The sequence below is a fragment of the Pseudomonas fluorescens genome, from assembly GCF_902497745.1.
Classification (GTDB): domain Bacteria; phylum Pseudomonadota; class Gammaproteobacteria; order Pseudomonadales; family Pseudomonadaceae; genus Aquipseudomonas; species Aquipseudomonas fluorescens_BM.
Genome location: NZ_CABVHJ010000001.1, coordinates 95,524 through 110,820, shown reverse-complemented (window position 1 = coordinate 110,820; position 15,297 = coordinate 95,524). Strand labels below are relative to the sequence as shown.

The 15,297-nt window shown below is 61.2% G+C and carries 12 protein-coding genes; 8 read left to right on the top strand and 4 right to left on the bottom strand.

What is annotated here, in order from left to right; genetic code table 11:
- Window positions 1-8 precede the first annotated feature (8 nt).
- The 6 genes from F8N44_RS00535 (at window position 9) to F8N44_RS00510 (ending at window position 6,843) form a co-directional block, all read left to right on the top strand.
- Entirely contained in the window at window positions 9-872 is an 864-nt protein-coding gene (locus tag F8N44_RS00535; RefSeq protein ID WP_064116303.1) for a LysR family transcriptional regulator, read from the top strand.
- 234 nt (window positions 873-1,106) lie between these two features.
- Complete coding sequence (locus F8N44_RS00530; RefSeq protein WP_150648929.1) at window positions 1,107-2,183, top strand: putative 2-aminoethylphosphonate ABC transporter ATP-binding protein; 1,077 nt, start codon at window positions 1,107-1,109, stop codon at window positions 2,181-2,183.
- Window positions 2,183-3,907, top strand: coding sequence for a putative 2-aminoethylphosphonate ABC transporter permease subunit (locus F8N44_RS00525; RefSeq protein WP_150648928.1), 1,725 nt, complete (start codon window positions 2,183-2,185; stop codon window positions 3,905-3,907). Before F8N44_RS00530 ends, F8N44_RS00525 begins: the two co-directional genes overlap by 1 nt.
- A 26-nt stretch (window positions 3,908-3,933) precedes the next feature.
- Window positions 3,934-4,959 (top strand): putative 2-aminoethylphosphonate ABC transporter substrate-binding protein, encoded by a 1,026-nt coding sequence (locus F8N44_RS00520; protein WP_150648927.1) that lies wholly within the window; start codon window positions 3,934-3,936, stop codon window positions 4,957-4,959.
- 190 nt (window positions 4,960-5,149) lie between these two features.
- On the top strand, window positions 5,150-6,283 hold the full coding sequence (locus F8N44_RS00515) for a TIGR03364 family FAD-dependent oxidoreductase (RefSeq protein ID WP_150648926.1): 1,134 nt from the start codon (window positions 5,150-5,152) through the stop codon (window positions 6,281-6,283).
- Window positions 6,283-6,843: a phosphonate degradation HD-domain oxygenase gene (locus F8N44_RS00510; protein ID WP_150648925.1), complete on the top strand. Its 561-nt coding sequence runs from the start codon at window positions 6,283-6,285 to the stop codon at window positions 6,841-6,843. Before F8N44_RS00515 ends, F8N44_RS00510 begins: the two co-directional genes overlap by 1 nt.
- Before the next feature lie 171 nt (window positions 6,844-7,014).
- On the opposite strand, the gene F8N44_RS00505 is transcribed toward F8N44_RS00510, so the two are convergent.
- Window positions 7,015-8,400 (bottom strand): GTPase/DUF3482 domain-containing protein, encoded by a 1,386-nt coding sequence (locus F8N44_RS00505; protein ID WP_150648924.1) that lies wholly within the window; start codon window positions 8,398-8,400, stop codon window positions 7,015-7,017.
- Window positions 8,393-9,766: a DUF2868 domain-containing protein gene (locus F8N44_RS00500; protein WP_150648923.1), complete on the bottom strand. Its 1,374-nt coding sequence runs from the start codon at window positions 9,764-9,766 to the stop codon at window positions 8,393-8,395. Before F8N44_RS00500 ends, F8N44_RS00505 begins: the two co-directional genes overlap by 8 nt.
- A gap of 85 nt (window positions 9,767-9,851) precedes the next feature.
- Here F8N44_RS00500 and F8N44_RS00495 point away from each other — a divergent pair, with 85 nt between their 5' ends.
- Window positions 9,852-10,364 (top strand): dihydrofolate reductase, encoded by a 513-nt coding sequence (locus F8N44_RS00495; RefSeq protein WP_122842276.1) that lies wholly within the window; start codon window positions 9,852-9,854, stop codon window positions 10,362-10,364.
- Between the two features lie 88 nt (window positions 10,365-10,452).
- Here the strand turns inward: F8N44_RS00495 and F8N44_RS00490 are convergent, their stop codons facing one another.
- A complete protein-coding gene (locus F8N44_RS00490; protein ID WP_041063642.1) occupies window positions 10,453-11,844 on the bottom strand; it encodes an L-cystine transporter in 1,392 nt (463 codons plus the stop codon).
- Between the two features lie 241 nt (window positions 11,845-12,085).
- On the opposite strand from F8N44_RS00490, the gene F8N44_RS00485 reads away from it, so the two are divergent.
- Window positions 12,086-13,147: a haloacid dehalogenase-like hydrolase gene (locus tag F8N44_RS00485; protein WP_150648922.1), complete on the top strand. Its 1,062-nt coding sequence runs from the start codon at window positions 12,086-12,088 to the stop codon at window positions 13,145-13,147.
- Window positions 13,148-13,339: 192 nt separating this feature from the next.
- Here F8N44_RS00485 and ilvD read toward each other — a convergent pair whose 3' ends face one another.
- The gene (ilvD, locus tag F8N44_RS00480) at window positions 13,340-15,181 is read right to left on the bottom strand and encodes a dihydroxy-acid dehydratase (protein WP_150648921.1); all 1,842 of its coding nucleotides are present in this window, start codon (window positions 15,179-15,181) and stop codon (window positions 13,340-13,342) included.
- Between the last annotated feature and the right edge of the window lie 116 nt (window positions 15,182-15,297).

Here is a 15,297-nt window from a genome sequence, read left to right as displayed (position 1 = left end):
GAAAGGTTGTGCTGAGTGCCGAGCTGAAAGCGTTTTACATGGTCGCCCGCCTGGGCAGCATCACGCTGGCGGCGAAAAAGCTCGGCCTCAGCCAACCGACCGTGACCACGCAGATCCGTAATCTGGAAAGCCAGTATTCGGTGGAGCTGTTCTACCGTGGCGGCCGACGCCTGAGCGTCAGTGATGAAGGCGCGCGGTTGCTGCCGATGGTTAAGACGCTGTTGCAGCAAGAGGCCGATATCGAGTTCTTCCTGCGCAACAGCGGCCAGGTGCAGGGCACTTTGCGCATTGCGGCGACGGCGCCGTATTACATCCTCGATCTGGTGAAGACCTTTCGCGAGCGCTTGCCGCAGGTGGAAGTGTCGGTGGAAATCGGTAATTCGCAGCAGGTGCTCGAGGCGCTGGAGGATTATCGGGTGGACATCGCTGCATCGTCGCAATTGCTGGATGACGCGCGGTTGATTCGCCGGGTGCTCGGCACTGATCCGCTGGTGCTGGCGGTGCATCGCAATCATCCGCTGGCGGCGCAGGAGCATGTGGCGTTGAGCGCGCTGGCCGGGCATACGTTGTTGATGCGCGAGTCGGGTTCGACCACGAGGCGGCTGACGGAAGAGTTGCTCGCCAGTGCCGGGGTGAGCTTCGGGCCGCTGTTGGAGATTGGCAGCCGTGAGTCGATCCGTGAGGCGGTGTTGCGCAATATTGGCATCAGCATCATTGCCCGCCAGGAAGTGCCGCATGACCCGCAGTTGCGCGTGCTGACGATCGAGAATGCGCCGCAGATTCCTGAATATCTGTATTGCCTGAAAGAGCGCAAGGGCGCGCGGTTGCCGGCGGCGTTTCTTGGCTTGGCCCAAGAGATGTCCCCGGCCTGAGATCTTCAGTGTGCGAGCTGGCCTCTTCGCGAGCAGGCTCGCTCCCACATTGGATTTGGGTTGTGAACACTATCCCCTGTGGGAGCGAGCCTGCTCGCGAAGGCGTCAGCTCAGGCAACACAAAATCTGAACCAAAATCCCCGAATACCACTATCACCAGTTTTTGCCTCGTTGCCACATGACGGACGCATTACAACTCTAGGATTGGCCCCATCTGCTTGATGAGGTCTGTCCATGAATCCTGCCATCGCAACTGCCCTGACCAACCCCGGTGCGCCGATGAAAGTGCGCGGCGTGCAGAAACGCTTCGGCGCGTTTACCGCACTGGATAACGTCTCCCTCGACGTCGCCGCCGGTGAACTGGTGTGCCTGCTCGGCCCCTCGGGCTGCGGTAAAACCACGTTGCTGCGCTGCATTGCCGGTCTGGAAAAGCAGGACAGCGGCGAGTTGTACCTCGGCGAGCGCGACGTCTCGCACCTCGCCCCGCAAGCCCGTGATTACGGGATTCTGTTCCAGTCTTACGCGCTGTTTCCCAATCTGACCGTCGAAGCGAACATTGCCTACGGCCTCGCCGGCAGCGGCCGCGACGAAGTACGTCGCCGTGTCGGACAGATGCTGGAACTGGTTGGCCTCACCGGCAGCGAGAAAAAGTACCCCGGCCAATTGTCCGGCGGCCAACAGCAACGTGTAGCGCTGGCCCGCGCGCTGGCGCCGGCACCGTCGCTGCTGTTGCTCGACGAACCGATGTCGGCGCTCGACGCCCGCGTCCGCGAGCATCTGTGCACCGAGTTGCGCCAACTGCAGCGCAACCTCGGCATCACCACCCTGATGGTCACGCACAATCAGGACGAAGCCATGCTGATGGCCGACCGCATCGCGGTGATGAACAACGGCCGCGTCGAGCAGTACGCCACCCCGCAGGAAATCTACAACCGCCCGGCCACGCCGTTCGTGGCCGAGTTTGTCGGGCAGGGCAACTGGCTGCCGTTCCAGCGCAGCAGCGACACTCACGCGCAGGTCGGCGGGATGAACCTGCGCCTCAGCGACGGCAGCATTCAGCGCGCCTCGGGCCGTTTGTTCTGCCGCCCGGAAGCGATCAACGTCAATCCGCCGGTGCACGAAGAAAACCTGTTCCCGGCCAAAGTCCGCGAAATCACTTTCCTCGGCAACCGCTGCCGCATGAGCTTCGAACTCGATCAACTGCCGGGCCACGCACTGCTCGCCGAACTCGCCCCGGAAGCCATGCTGCGCCTCGGCGCCCAGCAAATCATGGTCGCCTTGCCGCCGCGCAGCCTGCAGGTGTTTGCCTGATGAACAGCAACCTCGCGCTGCCGCTACCGCACAAGCAGGTGCGACAGTCCTCGAAAGCCGAGATCGGCGATCGCATCTTTGTCGTCGGCGGCAAAGTCCTTCTGCTGCTGTTGCTCGGCGTCGCGGTGTTGCTGCCGTTGCTGGCGATCTTCTGGCGTGGTTTCAGCAGCGAGGCCGGGCAGGGCGGTGGCTGGCTCGCGGCGAAGGAGTTGGTGAGCAGCGAGAATTTCCACTGGCTGCTCGGCAACAGCCTGAAAGTGTCCCTCAGCGTCGCGGCCATAGTCGTACCGCTGGCCTATCTGTTTGCCTACGCGCTGCAACGCACGCTGATTCCGGCGAAAGGCATCTGGCGCGGCATTTCCCTGCTGCCGCTGATGGCGCCATCGATGCTGCCGGGGATTGCACTGGTTTATCTGTTCGGCAATCAGGGCATGTTGCGCGGACTGCTCTCGGACAACATCTACGGGTTCTGGGGGATTGTGCTGGGTGAGGTGATTTACACCTTTCCGCATGCGTTGATGATTCTGCTCTCGGCATTGTCGCTGGCCGATGCGCGCTTGTTCGACGCGGCGTCGAGCATGGGCGCCAGTCCGGCCAAGGCGTTTCGCAGCATCACTTGGCCGGCCACTCGCCAAGCAGTATTCGCCGCGTTCTGTCTGGTGTTCACCCTGACCATCACCGATTTCGGTGTGCCGGTGGTGGTCGGTGGCGACTATCAAGTGCTGGCGCTGGAGGCCTACAAAGCCGTGGTCGGCCAACAACAATTCGGTCGCGGCGCATTGATCGGCATGGTGCTGTTGCTGCCGGCGCTGTTCAGCTTCGGTGTCGATGCCTGGCTGCGTCGGCGTCACGGCGACTCCATGAGCGGGCGGGCGCAGGTGTTTAAACCGACGCCGTCGAAGCTGCGCGACGGCTGCTATTTGGCGATTGTCTTGTTGATCAGCGCCGCGTTGATTCTGGTGTTCGGCATGGCGGTGTTCTCGTCGCTGGTGAAGTTCTGGCCGTACAACCTGTCGCTGTCGCTCAACCATTACCAGTTCAACGAAACCGCTGGCGGTGGCTGGCTGGCTTACAGCAACAGTTTGAAAATGGCGTTGGGCACGGCGTTGATCGGCAGCGTGCTGATTTTTACCGGCGCCTATCTGATGGAGAAAACCCGCAGTCAACGCGGCCTCAATCTAGCCCTGCGCATGCTCAGTTTCGTGCCGATGGCGGTGCCGGGGCTGGTGCTGGGTTTGGGTTACGTTTTCTTCTTCAACCTCACTGGCAACCCGCTGCATGTGCTCTACGGGACGATGACGCTGCTGATCATCTGCACCATTGCGCATTATTTGACCACCGCACAAATGACCGCGACCACCGCGTTGCGCCAACTCGACGCCGAGTTCGAAGCCGCAGCGCTGTCGCTCAAAGCCCCTCTGTATCGGCACTACCTGCGCGTCACCGTGCCGATCTGCCTGCCAGCGTTGCTGGACATCGTGCGCTACCTGTTCGTCTCGGCGATGACCACGGTATCTGCGGCGATCTTCCTCTACAGCCCCGACACCATTCTTGCGGCGGTCGCAGTGCTGAACATGGACGACGCCGGCAACGTCGGCGGCGCGGCAGCGATGTCGACCCTGATTCTGTTCACCTCGGCGGGCGTGTCCTTGCTGCTGGCGTGGGCTTCGCGCGGCTTGCTGCGCCGTTCTCAAGCCTGGCGGCAAACCGCGCCCGGTCACTGATTCAACTCACTTACAGGAAAACGATCATGTTCAAGCCTATGGCCCTGGCCGCTGCTGTGCTCGCTACTTTCAGCCTGAATGCCTTTGCGGCAAAAACCGAGTTGACGGTGTACACCGCCCTCGAGGCCGAGCAACTGAAGTCCTATAAAGAAGCGTTCGAAAAGGCCAACCCGGACGTCGAAATCAAATGGGTGCGCGATTCCACCGGGATCATCACCGCCAAACTGCTCGCCGAAAAGGCCCGTCCGCAGGCTGACGCGGTGTGGGGCCTGGCCGCTTCGAGCCTGGCGATTCTTGATCAGCAAGGCATGCTGCAAAGCTACGCGCCGAAGGATCTCGGCAAGATCGGCGCGAACTACCGCGACGCCGCCAACCCGCCCGCGTGGGTCGGTATGGATGTGTGGGCCGCGACGATTTGCTTCAACACCGTTGAGGCTGAGAAGCAGGGTCTGACCAAACCAGTGAGCTGGCAGGATCTGACCAAGCCTGAGTACAAAGGCAAGATCGTCATGCCTAACCCGGCCTCGTCCGGCACCGGTTTCCTCGACGTCAGCGCCTGGCTGCAAACCTTTGGCGAGAAACAGGGCTGGGCCTACATGGACGGTCTGCACCAGAACATCGGCCAGTACGTTCACTCCGGTTCCAAGCCTTGCAAGTTAGCAGCGGCGGGCGAGTTCCCGATCGGGATTTCCTTTGAATATCCAGCGGTACAGCTGAAGCGTCAGGGTGCGCCGCTGGACATCATCCTGCCGAAGGAAGGTCTGGGCTGGGAAATCGAAGCGACTGCGGTGATCAAGGGCACGCCGCATGAAGAGGCGGCGAAGAAACTGGCTGACTTCTCGGCGAGTGCCGAGGCGATGCATCTGTACAAGGAGAACTTTGCTGTTCTTGCGCAGCCGGGGATTGCCAAGCCGCAGACCGAATTGCCGGCGGATTATGAGCAGCGTCTGATCAAGAACGACTTTGCCTGGGCCTCGAAGAATCGTGACGAGATCCTGACCGAGTGGCGCAAGCGCTATGACGGCAAGTCCGAGAAAGTGGCGGCCAAGTAAGATCTTTATCGACTGAAAGGGCCCCTTCGCGAGCAGGCTCGCTCCCACATTGGACCGTGTTCACAACACAATTCTCTGAGGGGGCTGACACATTGGATCTCCAGTGAACGCAAATTCTGTGGGCACTAAAAATCCCCTGTGGGAGCGAGCCTGCTCGCGATAGCGGTCTTTCATTCAGGAAATCATCCAGATGACACAACACCAAGACCTGCTCATCGTCGGCGCCGGCATTCTGGGCCTATCGCACGCCTACGCCGCCGCCAAACGCGGCCTCAAGGTCGCCGTTTTCGAACGCACCGCCACGCCGCTGGGCGCCTCGGTGCGCAACTTCGGCCAGGCGCTGGTCACTGGCCAGCCACCCGGCCCGATGCTCGAACTGGCCAAGGCCAGCCGCGAAATATGGGGCGACTGGGCGCAACTCGCCGGGCTGCAAATCAAACGCAACGGCTCCTACTTGTTTGCCCGCACCGAAGCCGAAGAACACCTGCTCGAAGCCTTCTGTAACGGTCGCGCCGTGGAGCACGGTTACAACATCCAATTGCTGCGCGGCGCTGCTTTGCGCGATCTGTATCACGGCCGGTTCAGCCACCACCGCGCCGCGTTGCACGGCATGGACGATCAACAACTGTATTCGCGTGAAGCAATCCCGGCGCTGATCGATTACTTGCGCCGCGACCTCGGCGTCGAGTTCCACTTCTCCACACTGGTACGCGACGTCGAGCCGGGGCACCTGCACAGCACCGCCGGCAGCTTTACCGCGAAGCAGATCATCGTCTGCTCCGGGCACGATTATCAGACCTTGCTCGCCGAGCCGATCGCTGCGCTCGATCCGCAAATCTGCCGCCTGCAAATGCTCCGCGGCAAACCTGCGACCGAGCTGAATCTGCAACACGCCTTGCTCACCGGCCTGAGCTGCGTGCACTACGGCGCCTTCGCCGATCTGCCGGAAGCAGCGGCGGTGCAGGCGCAGATCCTGCGTGAGCAACCGCACCTGCACGACAACGGCATTCACCTGCTGATCAGCCCGACACCGTACGGCGAGCTGATCATCGGTGACTCGCACCATTACGGCAGCGACGCTTCACCGTTCAACGCCGAGCAAGTGGATAACTGGATGATCGAGCTGGCCGAGCAGACTCTGGGCTGCAAGGTGCAAGTGGTCGAGCGCTGGCAGGGGGTCTATGGTTCTCGGGGGCCAGGGCCGTTTTCGTTGCTGCGCCCGGCAGCGGGGTTGAGTGTGGCGCTGATGCACACCGGCGTCGGCATGAGCGTCGGCCCGGCGATGGCCGAGCGCAACATTGCGCAGTTGCTGGAGGAAATTTGATGGCCGCTCACGAGCAAGTCGTTACTCGAGTATTCGGGTTGTATGAGCGCTTCGGCACCAGCGATTACATTGGCGAGCCGGTGTCGCAGATCGAACACATGTCCCAGGCTGCCGAACTGGCGATGGCCGAGGGCTTTGATGACGAGGTGGTGTTGGCAGCGTTCTTTCATGACATTGGCCATCTGTGTGCCGAGGGCGCGGAGAACATGGGCGGCTTTGGCGTGGTCAGTCATGAGCGCTTGGGCGCGGATTATTTGCGTGAGGCCGGTTTCAGCGAGCGCTTGGCACGGCTGGTGGAATATCACGTGCAGGCCAAGCGGTATCTGACGTTGCGTGAGCCGGGGTATTTTGATCGGCTGAGTGAGGCGAGTCGGCGGACGCTGGAGTATCAGGGCGGGGTGATGACCGAGGCAGAAGCAGAGGTGTTTGAGCGGGATCCGTTGTGTGCGGTCAGCCTGCGGATGCGGCAGTGGGATGAGTTGGCCAAGGAGAGGGCGGTGCCGGTGATTGATTTGGCGGTGCTGAAGCGTAAGGCTGAGGTTTTGTTGTCGGCCGGGTGATTGCAACCCTCACCCCAGCCCTCTCCCGGAGGGAGAGGGAGCCTACGGAGTTGCTCTCAGGTGATACATCGACCTGAAATATCCAGCCGAACTCAGGTTTGAAAAGCCAGGAGATCTGCTCCTTTTCCCCCTTTACCCCTTGGGGGAGAGGGCTGGGGTGAGGGTCGGCGTCTACACCTCAAGCACCTTCCCTACCAACGCCTCAATCTGCTCCTGCCTTTCCCCCTGATTCAACTTCGCCTGCGGATTCAGCGACGACCACTGCGGATGCGCCCGCGCCTTGTTCAGTGCTTCCGGCAACTTGCCCTCTCGCCAGGTCTTGTCCTGTGGCGTCGCCACCTGAACGGCGTCCATCGCCGCATGCCCACGCTGGTCCAGCGCCAACACCAGTTGCCGCTGGCGCAACGCCAACAGCCGCAACACCCCGTCATCCACCGTCAGCTCACGCTGCCCTTTGATCTTGCCGAGCAACCGGCTGCCATAACTGCGCGCCGTCTGCAGCGCGCCGCCAGCAATCGCGCCTGCCAGCGCCGCCGCGCCGAGGGTAATCCCGCCAACCAGCAAATCCACACCAGCCCCGGCCGCTGCCCCGGCAGCAATGCCGCCGCCCACGCGTACGCCGAGTTGCTTCAAGGTTTCCGGGTTGAACAAGTCATCGCCCCAACGCCCATCGAGCAACGGCAAATCACTCGCCGCCGCATCCTGTGGCCGGAACGCGTAGAGCTTGAGCAACGCCTCAACACACTTCTGCTCGCGCTGGCGCACGGCTTTGCGCAGTTCGCTGATGGCTTGCTGTTCCTGCGCCGCCTCGCTGACCACACTGCGCCGACAAGCCGCACAGTCGATCAACAATTCAGCGATCAAACGCGCCGCACTTTGCTGACGCGCGAGGCGTTGAGCCTGTTGATCGGCAATCAACCGCTCCAATTGCGGACGGGCATTTTCCAGCAGCAACGCCAGACTTTCATACAGCCGCCGCTCGCCATCTTCAGGCGGCGCCACACTGTCGAAACGCACCAGCGCATGCAGCCCGAGCCGCGCCAACGCCTCGCGCCAATCCGGCTCGCGATGGTTGGCGCTGCTGACGAAATTCAGCACCGGCAGCAGCGGTTTTCCACAACTGGCGAGCACTTCCAGTTCGTCGCGGTACTTGGCCAGCACCGGCTCGCGCGCATCGATCACATACAAACCGGCATCCGAGGCGAGCAGTTGCCGCAGCACTTTCGCCTCCTGCTCGAAACGCTGTCGCGCTTCGCTACCATCCAGAAACCGTGCCAGTCGCGCCGGGCCATCGAGGCGTTCGCCGGGGCGTTCCAGGCGTTCGAGAAAGTCGAGCAGGGCGATGGCGTCTTCCAGCCCCGGCGTATCGTAGAGGTCGAGCAACGGCTCGCCGTCCACCGATAAGCGTGCGCCTTCGACATGCCGCGTAGTGCTCGGGCGATGGGAGACTTCGCCGAAGCCGACATCGCGGGTCAGCGTGCGCAGCAGCGAGGTCTTGCCAACGTTGGTGTGGCCGACCACTGCAAGTTTCAGCGGCGCTTTCCAGGCATCAGTCATGGCCAGTCTCCAGCCAGTTCAACGGCGCGCAATCGGCGAACGGCAACTCCAGTTGTTGCAGCGCTATGTGCCAGTCGCCGAGGCGTTCGGCGTCCAGCGCTTCGCCGGGCGGCGCTTGCAGCAGCCAGACGCGGGTTTCTCCGGCGTTGCGCGCCAGCTCGGCGATCAAGGCGAGGCTGCCGCGATCCGGCGAACGCCGTGGGTCGCAGGCAATCGCCAGACGCGCCGGCGGAAAGCGGCTCAACTGTTCGAGGAGTTTGTGCCGCGATTCGCGGCTGTCGAGGATGCCGGCGTTGCTGACGCTTTTCGGCAGCGCGGGCGGCCATGGACGCTGCTCATCGAGTTCAATCGCGACCAGCAACGCGCCTTCGCTGACCAGTTCGCCAACGCCGCTTTCGACACGGTGCAATTGCGCAGGCTCAGGATCGTTGACGCCGAGGCGTTCGCTGGTCGGCATCAGACGTTCGCGCAACTGCGCGTAGCCGGGCAGATTCAAGTCCAGACGCAGCGCGGCTTTGCCGCTGTTCCAGCGCCAGAAACACAACAGTGCGAGCAGCAGTCGCGGCAGCACGCCGTACACCACCAACACCCCAACCAGCCAGGTCGCCCAGGCCTGACGAGCGCTTTCGATATCGAGCGCGCCGTCGCCGCTGGCACGGATCATCTCCACCGTTGGCACATTGAAACCAAGCAGCGACGGCAAGTAACCGAGCGCATGGGTGACGTGAATAAACGTGTCGGCGCTGAGAATCGTGGTTTCCCAGACGAAGCCGTAGCGCCGGGTCGCCATGAGCGTCAGCAACAGAATCAGCGCGCTGAGCATTGCCAGCAACCACAAACCGTTGACCAGCGTACCGAGTGCCCAGCGATTGAGTTTCTTGCGTTGCAGCATCAACAGCAGGGCCGGTGCCAGTTGCGCGGCTTTGGCATCGCGGGCCATTTTTTCGCTGAGCCATAACCACAATCGTCCGAGCATGGCGCCGTGTTCGCCGGCAAAGATCAAGCCCAGCAACCAGCTCAGCAGCAGAATCAGATTCAGCCCGAGCAGACTGCCCAAGGCCCAAAACACATTGACCGGCGTTTGGCCGAGTGCGGCGAAGGCCAGACCGGCGCCGCTCAATACCGCGAAAATCATCAGCAGCACCAGCGCCAGACGCGCGCCTTGCAACCAGTGTTTGAGAGCGGCAGTCAGCCCGTCACGCTCGGCCAGCCACAACGCCCGGCGTTGAATGCGGCTCGGCAGATCACCGCCGGCGGTGCGCGCCAGACGATTGGCTTCCAGATCATCCAATGGGCCCGCGTGTTCTTCGCGCAGGCGCACGGTCTCGGTGAGCCAGAGGTTTTGCAGTGGAGTCAGTTCAGTCACGCAGCGTCCCGTCGCTTAATTGAGCGCTGAGCATAACCGCTGTGGCGCTTATCGGGGTAAGCGCGGCTCTGGTATCCTCGCCGGCATGACTAAATCACTCCCCCTCAGCCTGATCGCAGCCCTCGGTGAAAACCGCGTGATCGGCGTCGACAACAGCATGCCCTGGCACCTGCCGGGGGACTTCAAATACTTCAAGGCGACGACCTTGGGCAAGCCGATCATCATGGGTCGCAAGACCTGGGATTCGCTCGGTCGGCCATTGCCGGGGCGCCTGAACATCGTGGTCAGCCGTCAGGCTGGTCTGGTGCTTGAAGGTGCCGAGGTTTATCCGTCGCTGGAAGCTGCCGTGGTTCGCGCCGAAGAGTGGGCGAAAGCGCAGGGCGTCGATGAGCTGATGCTGATTGGTGGTGCGCAGTTATATGCGCAAGGGCTGGCGCAGGCGGATCGTCTGTATCTGACCCGCGTGGCGTTGAGCCCGGAAGGGGATGCGTGGTTTCCGGAGTTTGATTTGAACCAGTGGAAGCTGGTGTCGAACGTTGAAAACCCGGCGGTTGAAGATAAGCCGGCGTACAACTTCGAAGTTTGGGAAAAAGCTTAAAAGATCGCAGCCTGCGGCAGCTCCTACACGGTATCCGCGTTCCCTGTAGGAGCTGCCGAAGGCTGCGATCTTTTGATCTTGCTTTACATCACGCTTGAGCCAGCTCCGCATGCTCATCCGCATCCAGCAACGCTTTATCTGTCTGCTGCATCACCTGACTGGTAATCGCGCCAGCCGTGATCGAACCACTCACGTTCAACGCCGTCCGCCCCATATCAATCAGCGGCTCAACCGAAATCAACAACGCCACCAGTGACACCGGCAAGCCCATCGCCGGCAGCACGATCAGCGCCGCGAACGTCGCGCCGCCACCGACACCAGCCACACCGGCCGAACTCAGCGTCACAATCGCCACCAGCGTCGCGATCCACAGTGGATCCAGTGGGTTGATGCCCACGGTCGGCGCAACCATCACCGCCAGCATCGCCGGGTACAGACCGGCGCAACCGTTCTGGCCAATCGTCGCACCGAACGATGCAGCAAAACTCGCCACCGACTGCGGAATCCCCAGACGCCGGGTCTGCGCTTCAATGCTCAGCGGAATGCTCGCGGCACTGGAGCGGCTGGTGAACGCGAACGTCAGCACCGGCCAGATCTTGCGGAAGAAACGCAGCGGGTTGATCCCGGCCGCCGACACCAGCAAACCGTGCACGACAAACATCAGGCCCAGACCGAGGTACGACACCACGACGAAGCTGCCGAGTTTGATGATGTCTTGCAGGTTGGAACCGGCGACCACTTTGGTCATCAGCGCCAGCACGCCGTACGGCGTCAGTTTCATCACCAGACGCACCAGACGCATCACCCAGGCTTGCAGCGTGTCGATGGCGTTGATCACTTTCTGACCTTTCTCGACGTCATCCTTGAGCAGTTGCAGCGCCGCAACCCCCAGGAACGCAGCGAAAATCACCACGCTGATGATCGACGTCGGCTTGGCCCGCGCCAGGTCGGCGAACGGGTTCTGCGGGATGAACGACAGCAGCAGTTGCGGCACATTCAGGTCGGCAACCTTGCCGGCGTAGTCAGTCTGAATGGTTTGCAGACGGGCCATTTCCTGAGTGCCGGCGACCAGACCTTCGGCGGTGAGGCCGAACAGGTTGGTCAGGCCGATGCCGATCAGCGCCGCAATCGCGGTGGTAAACAGCAGCGTACCGATGGTCAGGAAACTGATCTTGCCCAACGACGAAGCGTTATGCAGACGCGCGACGGCGCTGAGGATCGAGGCGAACACCAGCGGGATAACGATCATTTGCAGCAACTGCACGTAACCGTTACCGACCAGATCGAACCAGCCGATCGAGGCTTTCAGCACCGGGTTGCCGGCACCGTAAACGGTGTGCAGGGCCACGCCGAACGCGACGCCCAGCACCAGCGCGAGCAGGACTTTTTTCGCCAGGCTCCACGTAGTGTGGCGGGTTTGCGCCAGACCGAAGAGCAGGGCGAGGAACACCAGCAGATTGAGGATCAGCGGCAGATTCATGAAAACTCCGATAAGACTTGTGCCAGTCGCATTCTTGGGCAACTGCGAACCGGCAAGCCTAACAGTTTGATTTGCAATGAATTAATACCAAAATCGCAGGTCGTCCGTCGTTTTTGGAATAAGCCCGTGTCGCTCTCGGCAATGCATCTGGCGCAATAGGGACGCGGGCGGTCGCTGACAGACGAGGACTGTCACACATATTTGTTAGCGTCGATCTCTTTGAATCAGGGAGAAGAGGCGTATGAAGTTCGCACCGAAATTTCTGGCTGTCGCACTGGCTGTGGGCATGGGTCTGGCTACTCAGGCCTTCGCCACCGACCTGAAACACTGGCCGGCCGATCAGGCCAAGGCGCTGGACGCGATGATCGCCGCCAACGCCAACAAGGGTAACTACGCGGTGTTCGACATGGACAACACCAGTTACCGCTACGACCTCGAAGAGTCGTTGCTGCCGTTCATGGAAAACACGGGCCTGATCACCCGCGACAAACTCGATCCCTCCCTGAAACTGATGCCGTTCAAGGACACCGCCGACCACAAGGAAAGCCTGTTCAGTTACTACTATCGCCTCTGCGAAGTCGACGACATGGTCTGCTACCCGTGGGTGGCGCAAGTGTTCTCCGGTTTCACCCTCAAGGAACTCAAAGGCTACGTCGATGAGCTGATGGCTTCGGGCAAACCGGTGCCGGCGACTTATTACGAAGGCGATGTGGTGAAGAAGCTCGACGTCAATCCGCCGAAAATCTTCACCGGCCAGCAGGAGCTGTACAACAAGCTGATGGAGAACGGCATCGAGGTTTACGTGATGACTGCCGCCTCTGAAGAACTGGTGCGCATGGTCGCGGCGGATCCGAAGTATGGCTACAACGTCAAACCGCAGAACGTCATTGGCGTGACCACGCTGCTGAAGAACCGCGAAACCAACGAACTGACCACCGCACGCAAACAGATCACCGCCGGCAAATATGACGAGAAGGCCAACCTGGGTCTTGAGCTGACGCCGTATCTGTGGACGCCGGCAACCTGGATGGCCGGCAAACACGCGGCGATCCTCACTTACATCGATGAGTGGAAAAAGCCGGTACTGGTGGGCGGTGATACCCCGACCAGCGATGGTTACATGCTGTTCCACGATGTTGACGTGGCCAAGGGCGGGATTCACTTGTGGATCAACCGCAAGGACAAGTACATGACGCAGTTGAACGGCATGATGGCCAAACACGCAGCGGCGCAGGCGAAGGAAGGGTTGCCGGTGACGGCGGACAAGAACTGGGTGATCGTTAAGCCTGAGGAAATCCAGTAACCCACACCGATCCAATGTGGGAGCGAGCCTGCTCGCGAAAGCGTTGTGTCAGTCGCCATCTCTGTTTCTGACGTACCGCATTCGCGAGCAGGCTCGCTCCCACAGTTTGATCTGCTGTGACTTTGGGATTTCGCTCAGACACAAAAATGCCCCGCACTCAGGCGGGGCATTTTTTTATTCGACGCTTAAGCCTTACAACCCGTCAAGCATCGCTTTGTTACGCACAGCACCTTTGTCGGCGCTGGTCGCCAGCAGGGCGTAGGCCTTGAGGGCGGTGGTCACCTTACGCGGACGAATCTCCACCGGTTTCCAGCCTTTCTTGTCCTGCTCGGCACGGCGTGCCGCCAGTTCTTCGTCGCTGACCAACAGGTTGATCGAGCGGTTCGGAATGTCGATCAGCACTTTGTCGCCGTCCTGCACCAGACCGATCGCACCGCCGGCGGCTGCTTCTGGTGAAGCGTGGCCGATGGACAGACCAGACGTACCGCCGGAGAAGCGACCGTCGGTGAGCAGTGCACAGGCTTTGCCCAGGCCTTTGGATTTCAGGTACGAAGTCGGGTAGAGCATTTCCTGCATGCCCGGGCCGCCTTTCGGGCCTTCGTAGCGAATGATGACGATGTCGCCAGCCTTCACTTCGTCAGCGAGGATGCCGCGTACGGCGCTGTCCTGGCTTTCAAAGATCTTCGCGTTGCCTTCGAAGACGTGGATCGATTCGTCGACACCGGCGGTTTTCACCACGCAGCCGTCGAGGGCGATGTTGCCGTACAGCACGGCCAAGCCACCTTCTTGCGAATAGGCGTGTTCGAAACTGCGGATGCAGCCGTTTTCACGGTCGTCATCGAGTGTTTCCCAACGCGTCGACTGGCTGAACGCCGTCTGGGTCGGGATACCGGCAGGACCGGCCTTGAAGAAGTGATGCACCGCTTCATCGGTGGTCTGGGTGATGTCCCACTTGGCGATGGCTTCTTCCATGCTGCGGCTGTGCACGGTCGGCAGGTCGGTGTGCAGCAGACCGCCACGGGCCAGCGAGCCGAGGATGCTGAAGATGCCGCCAGCGCGGTGCACATCTTCCATGTGGTACTTCTGGATGTTCGGCGCGACTTTGCACAGTTGCGGAACCCTGCGCGAAAGACGATCGATGTCGCGCAGGTCGAAATCGATTTCGGCCTCTTGGGCGGCAGCGAGCAAGTGCAGGATGGTGTTGGTCGAACCGCCCATGGCGATGTCGAGCATCATCGCGTTCTCGAACGCCTTGAAGTTGGCAATGTTGCGCGGCAATACCGATTCGTCGTTCTCGCCGTAGTAGCGCTTGCACAGCTCGACAATGGTACGGCCAGCCTGCAGGAACAACTGTTCGCGATCACTGTGGGTGGCGAGGGTCGAACCGTTGCCCGGCAATGCCAGGCCCAGTGCTTCGGTGAGGCAGTTCATCGAGTTGGCGGTGAACATGCCGGAGCACGAACCGCAAGTCGGGCAGGCGCTGCGCTCGTACTCAGCGACTTTCTCGTCAGAAGCGCTTTCGTCGGCGGCGATCACCATGGCGTCGACGAGGTCGAGGCCGTGGGACGCGAGTTTGGTCTTGCCGGCTTCCATCGGGCCGCCGGAAACGAAGATCACCGGAATGTTTAGGCGCAGGGCCGCCATCAACATGCCCGGGGTGATCTTGTCGCAGTTGGAAATGCAGACGATGGCGTCGGCGCAGTGGGCGTTGACCATGTACTCGACGGAGTCGGCGATGATCTCGCGGCTCGGCAGCGAATACAGCATGCCATCGTGGCCCATGGCGATGCCGTCATCCACGGCAATGGTGTTGAATTCTTTCGCTACACCGCCGGCGCGTTCGATTTCGCGGGCGACCAGTTGGCCGAGATCCTTCAGGTGCACGTGGCCCGGTACGAACTGGGTGAACGAGTTGGCAATGGCGATGATCGGCTTTTTGAAGTCGTCATCTTTCATCCCCGTGGCGCGCCACAGTGCGCGGGCCCCGGCCATGTTGCGGCCGTGGGTGGATGTTTTCGAGCGGTAATCTGGCATGGAGCACTCCGGGCGGCTAATCACTTACTAATCAGGTGCAAAAGGGGAGTGAGCTTCTATTGACGTCTGGAACACTCAGAAATGGCCGTGTGTCCGTGATGTTGCCGATGACGTTG

Bases quoted from the DNA above. Each gene is read 5' to 3' on its own strand.
- F8N44_RS00530 (WP_150648929.1), top strand. From the start codon at position 1,107: ATGAATCCTGCCATCGCAACTGCCCTGACCAACCCCGGTGCGCCGATG.
- F8N44_RS00525 (WP_150648928.1), top strand. From the start codon at position 2,183: ATGAACAGCAACCTCGCGCTGCCGCTACCGCACAAGCAGGTGCGACAG.
- F8N44_RS00520 (WP_150648927.1), top strand. From the start codon at position 3,934: ATGTTCAAGCCTATGGCCCTGGCCGCTGCTGTGCTCGCTACTTTCAGC.
- F8N44_RS00515 (WP_150648926.1), top strand. From the start codon at position 5,150: ATGACACAACACCAAGACCTGCTCATCGTCGGCGCCGGCATTCTGGGC.
- F8N44_RS00510 (WP_150648925.1), top strand. From the start codon at position 6,283: ATGGCCGCTCACGAGCAAGTCGTTACTCGAGTATTCGGGTTGTATGAG.
- F8N44_RS00505 (WP_150648924.1), bottom strand. From the start codon at position 8,400: ATGACTGATGCCTGGAAAGCGCCGCTGAAACTTGCAGTGGTCGGCCAC.
- F8N44_RS00495 (WP_122842276.1), top strand. From the start codon at position 9,852: ATGACTAAATCACTCCCCCTCAGCCTGATCGCAGCCCTCGGTGAAAAC.
- F8N44_RS00490 (WP_041063642.1), bottom strand. From the start codon at position 11,844: ATGAATCTGCCGCTGATCCTCAATCTGCTGGTGTTCCTCGCCCTGCTC.
- F8N44_RS00485 (WP_150648922.1), top strand. From the start codon at position 12,086: ATGAAGTTCGCACCGAAATTTCTGGCTGTCGCACTGGCTGTGGGCATG.
- ilvD (WP_150648921.1), bottom strand. From the start codon at position 15,181: ATGCCAGATTACCGCTCGAAAACATCCACCCACGGCCGCAACATGGCC.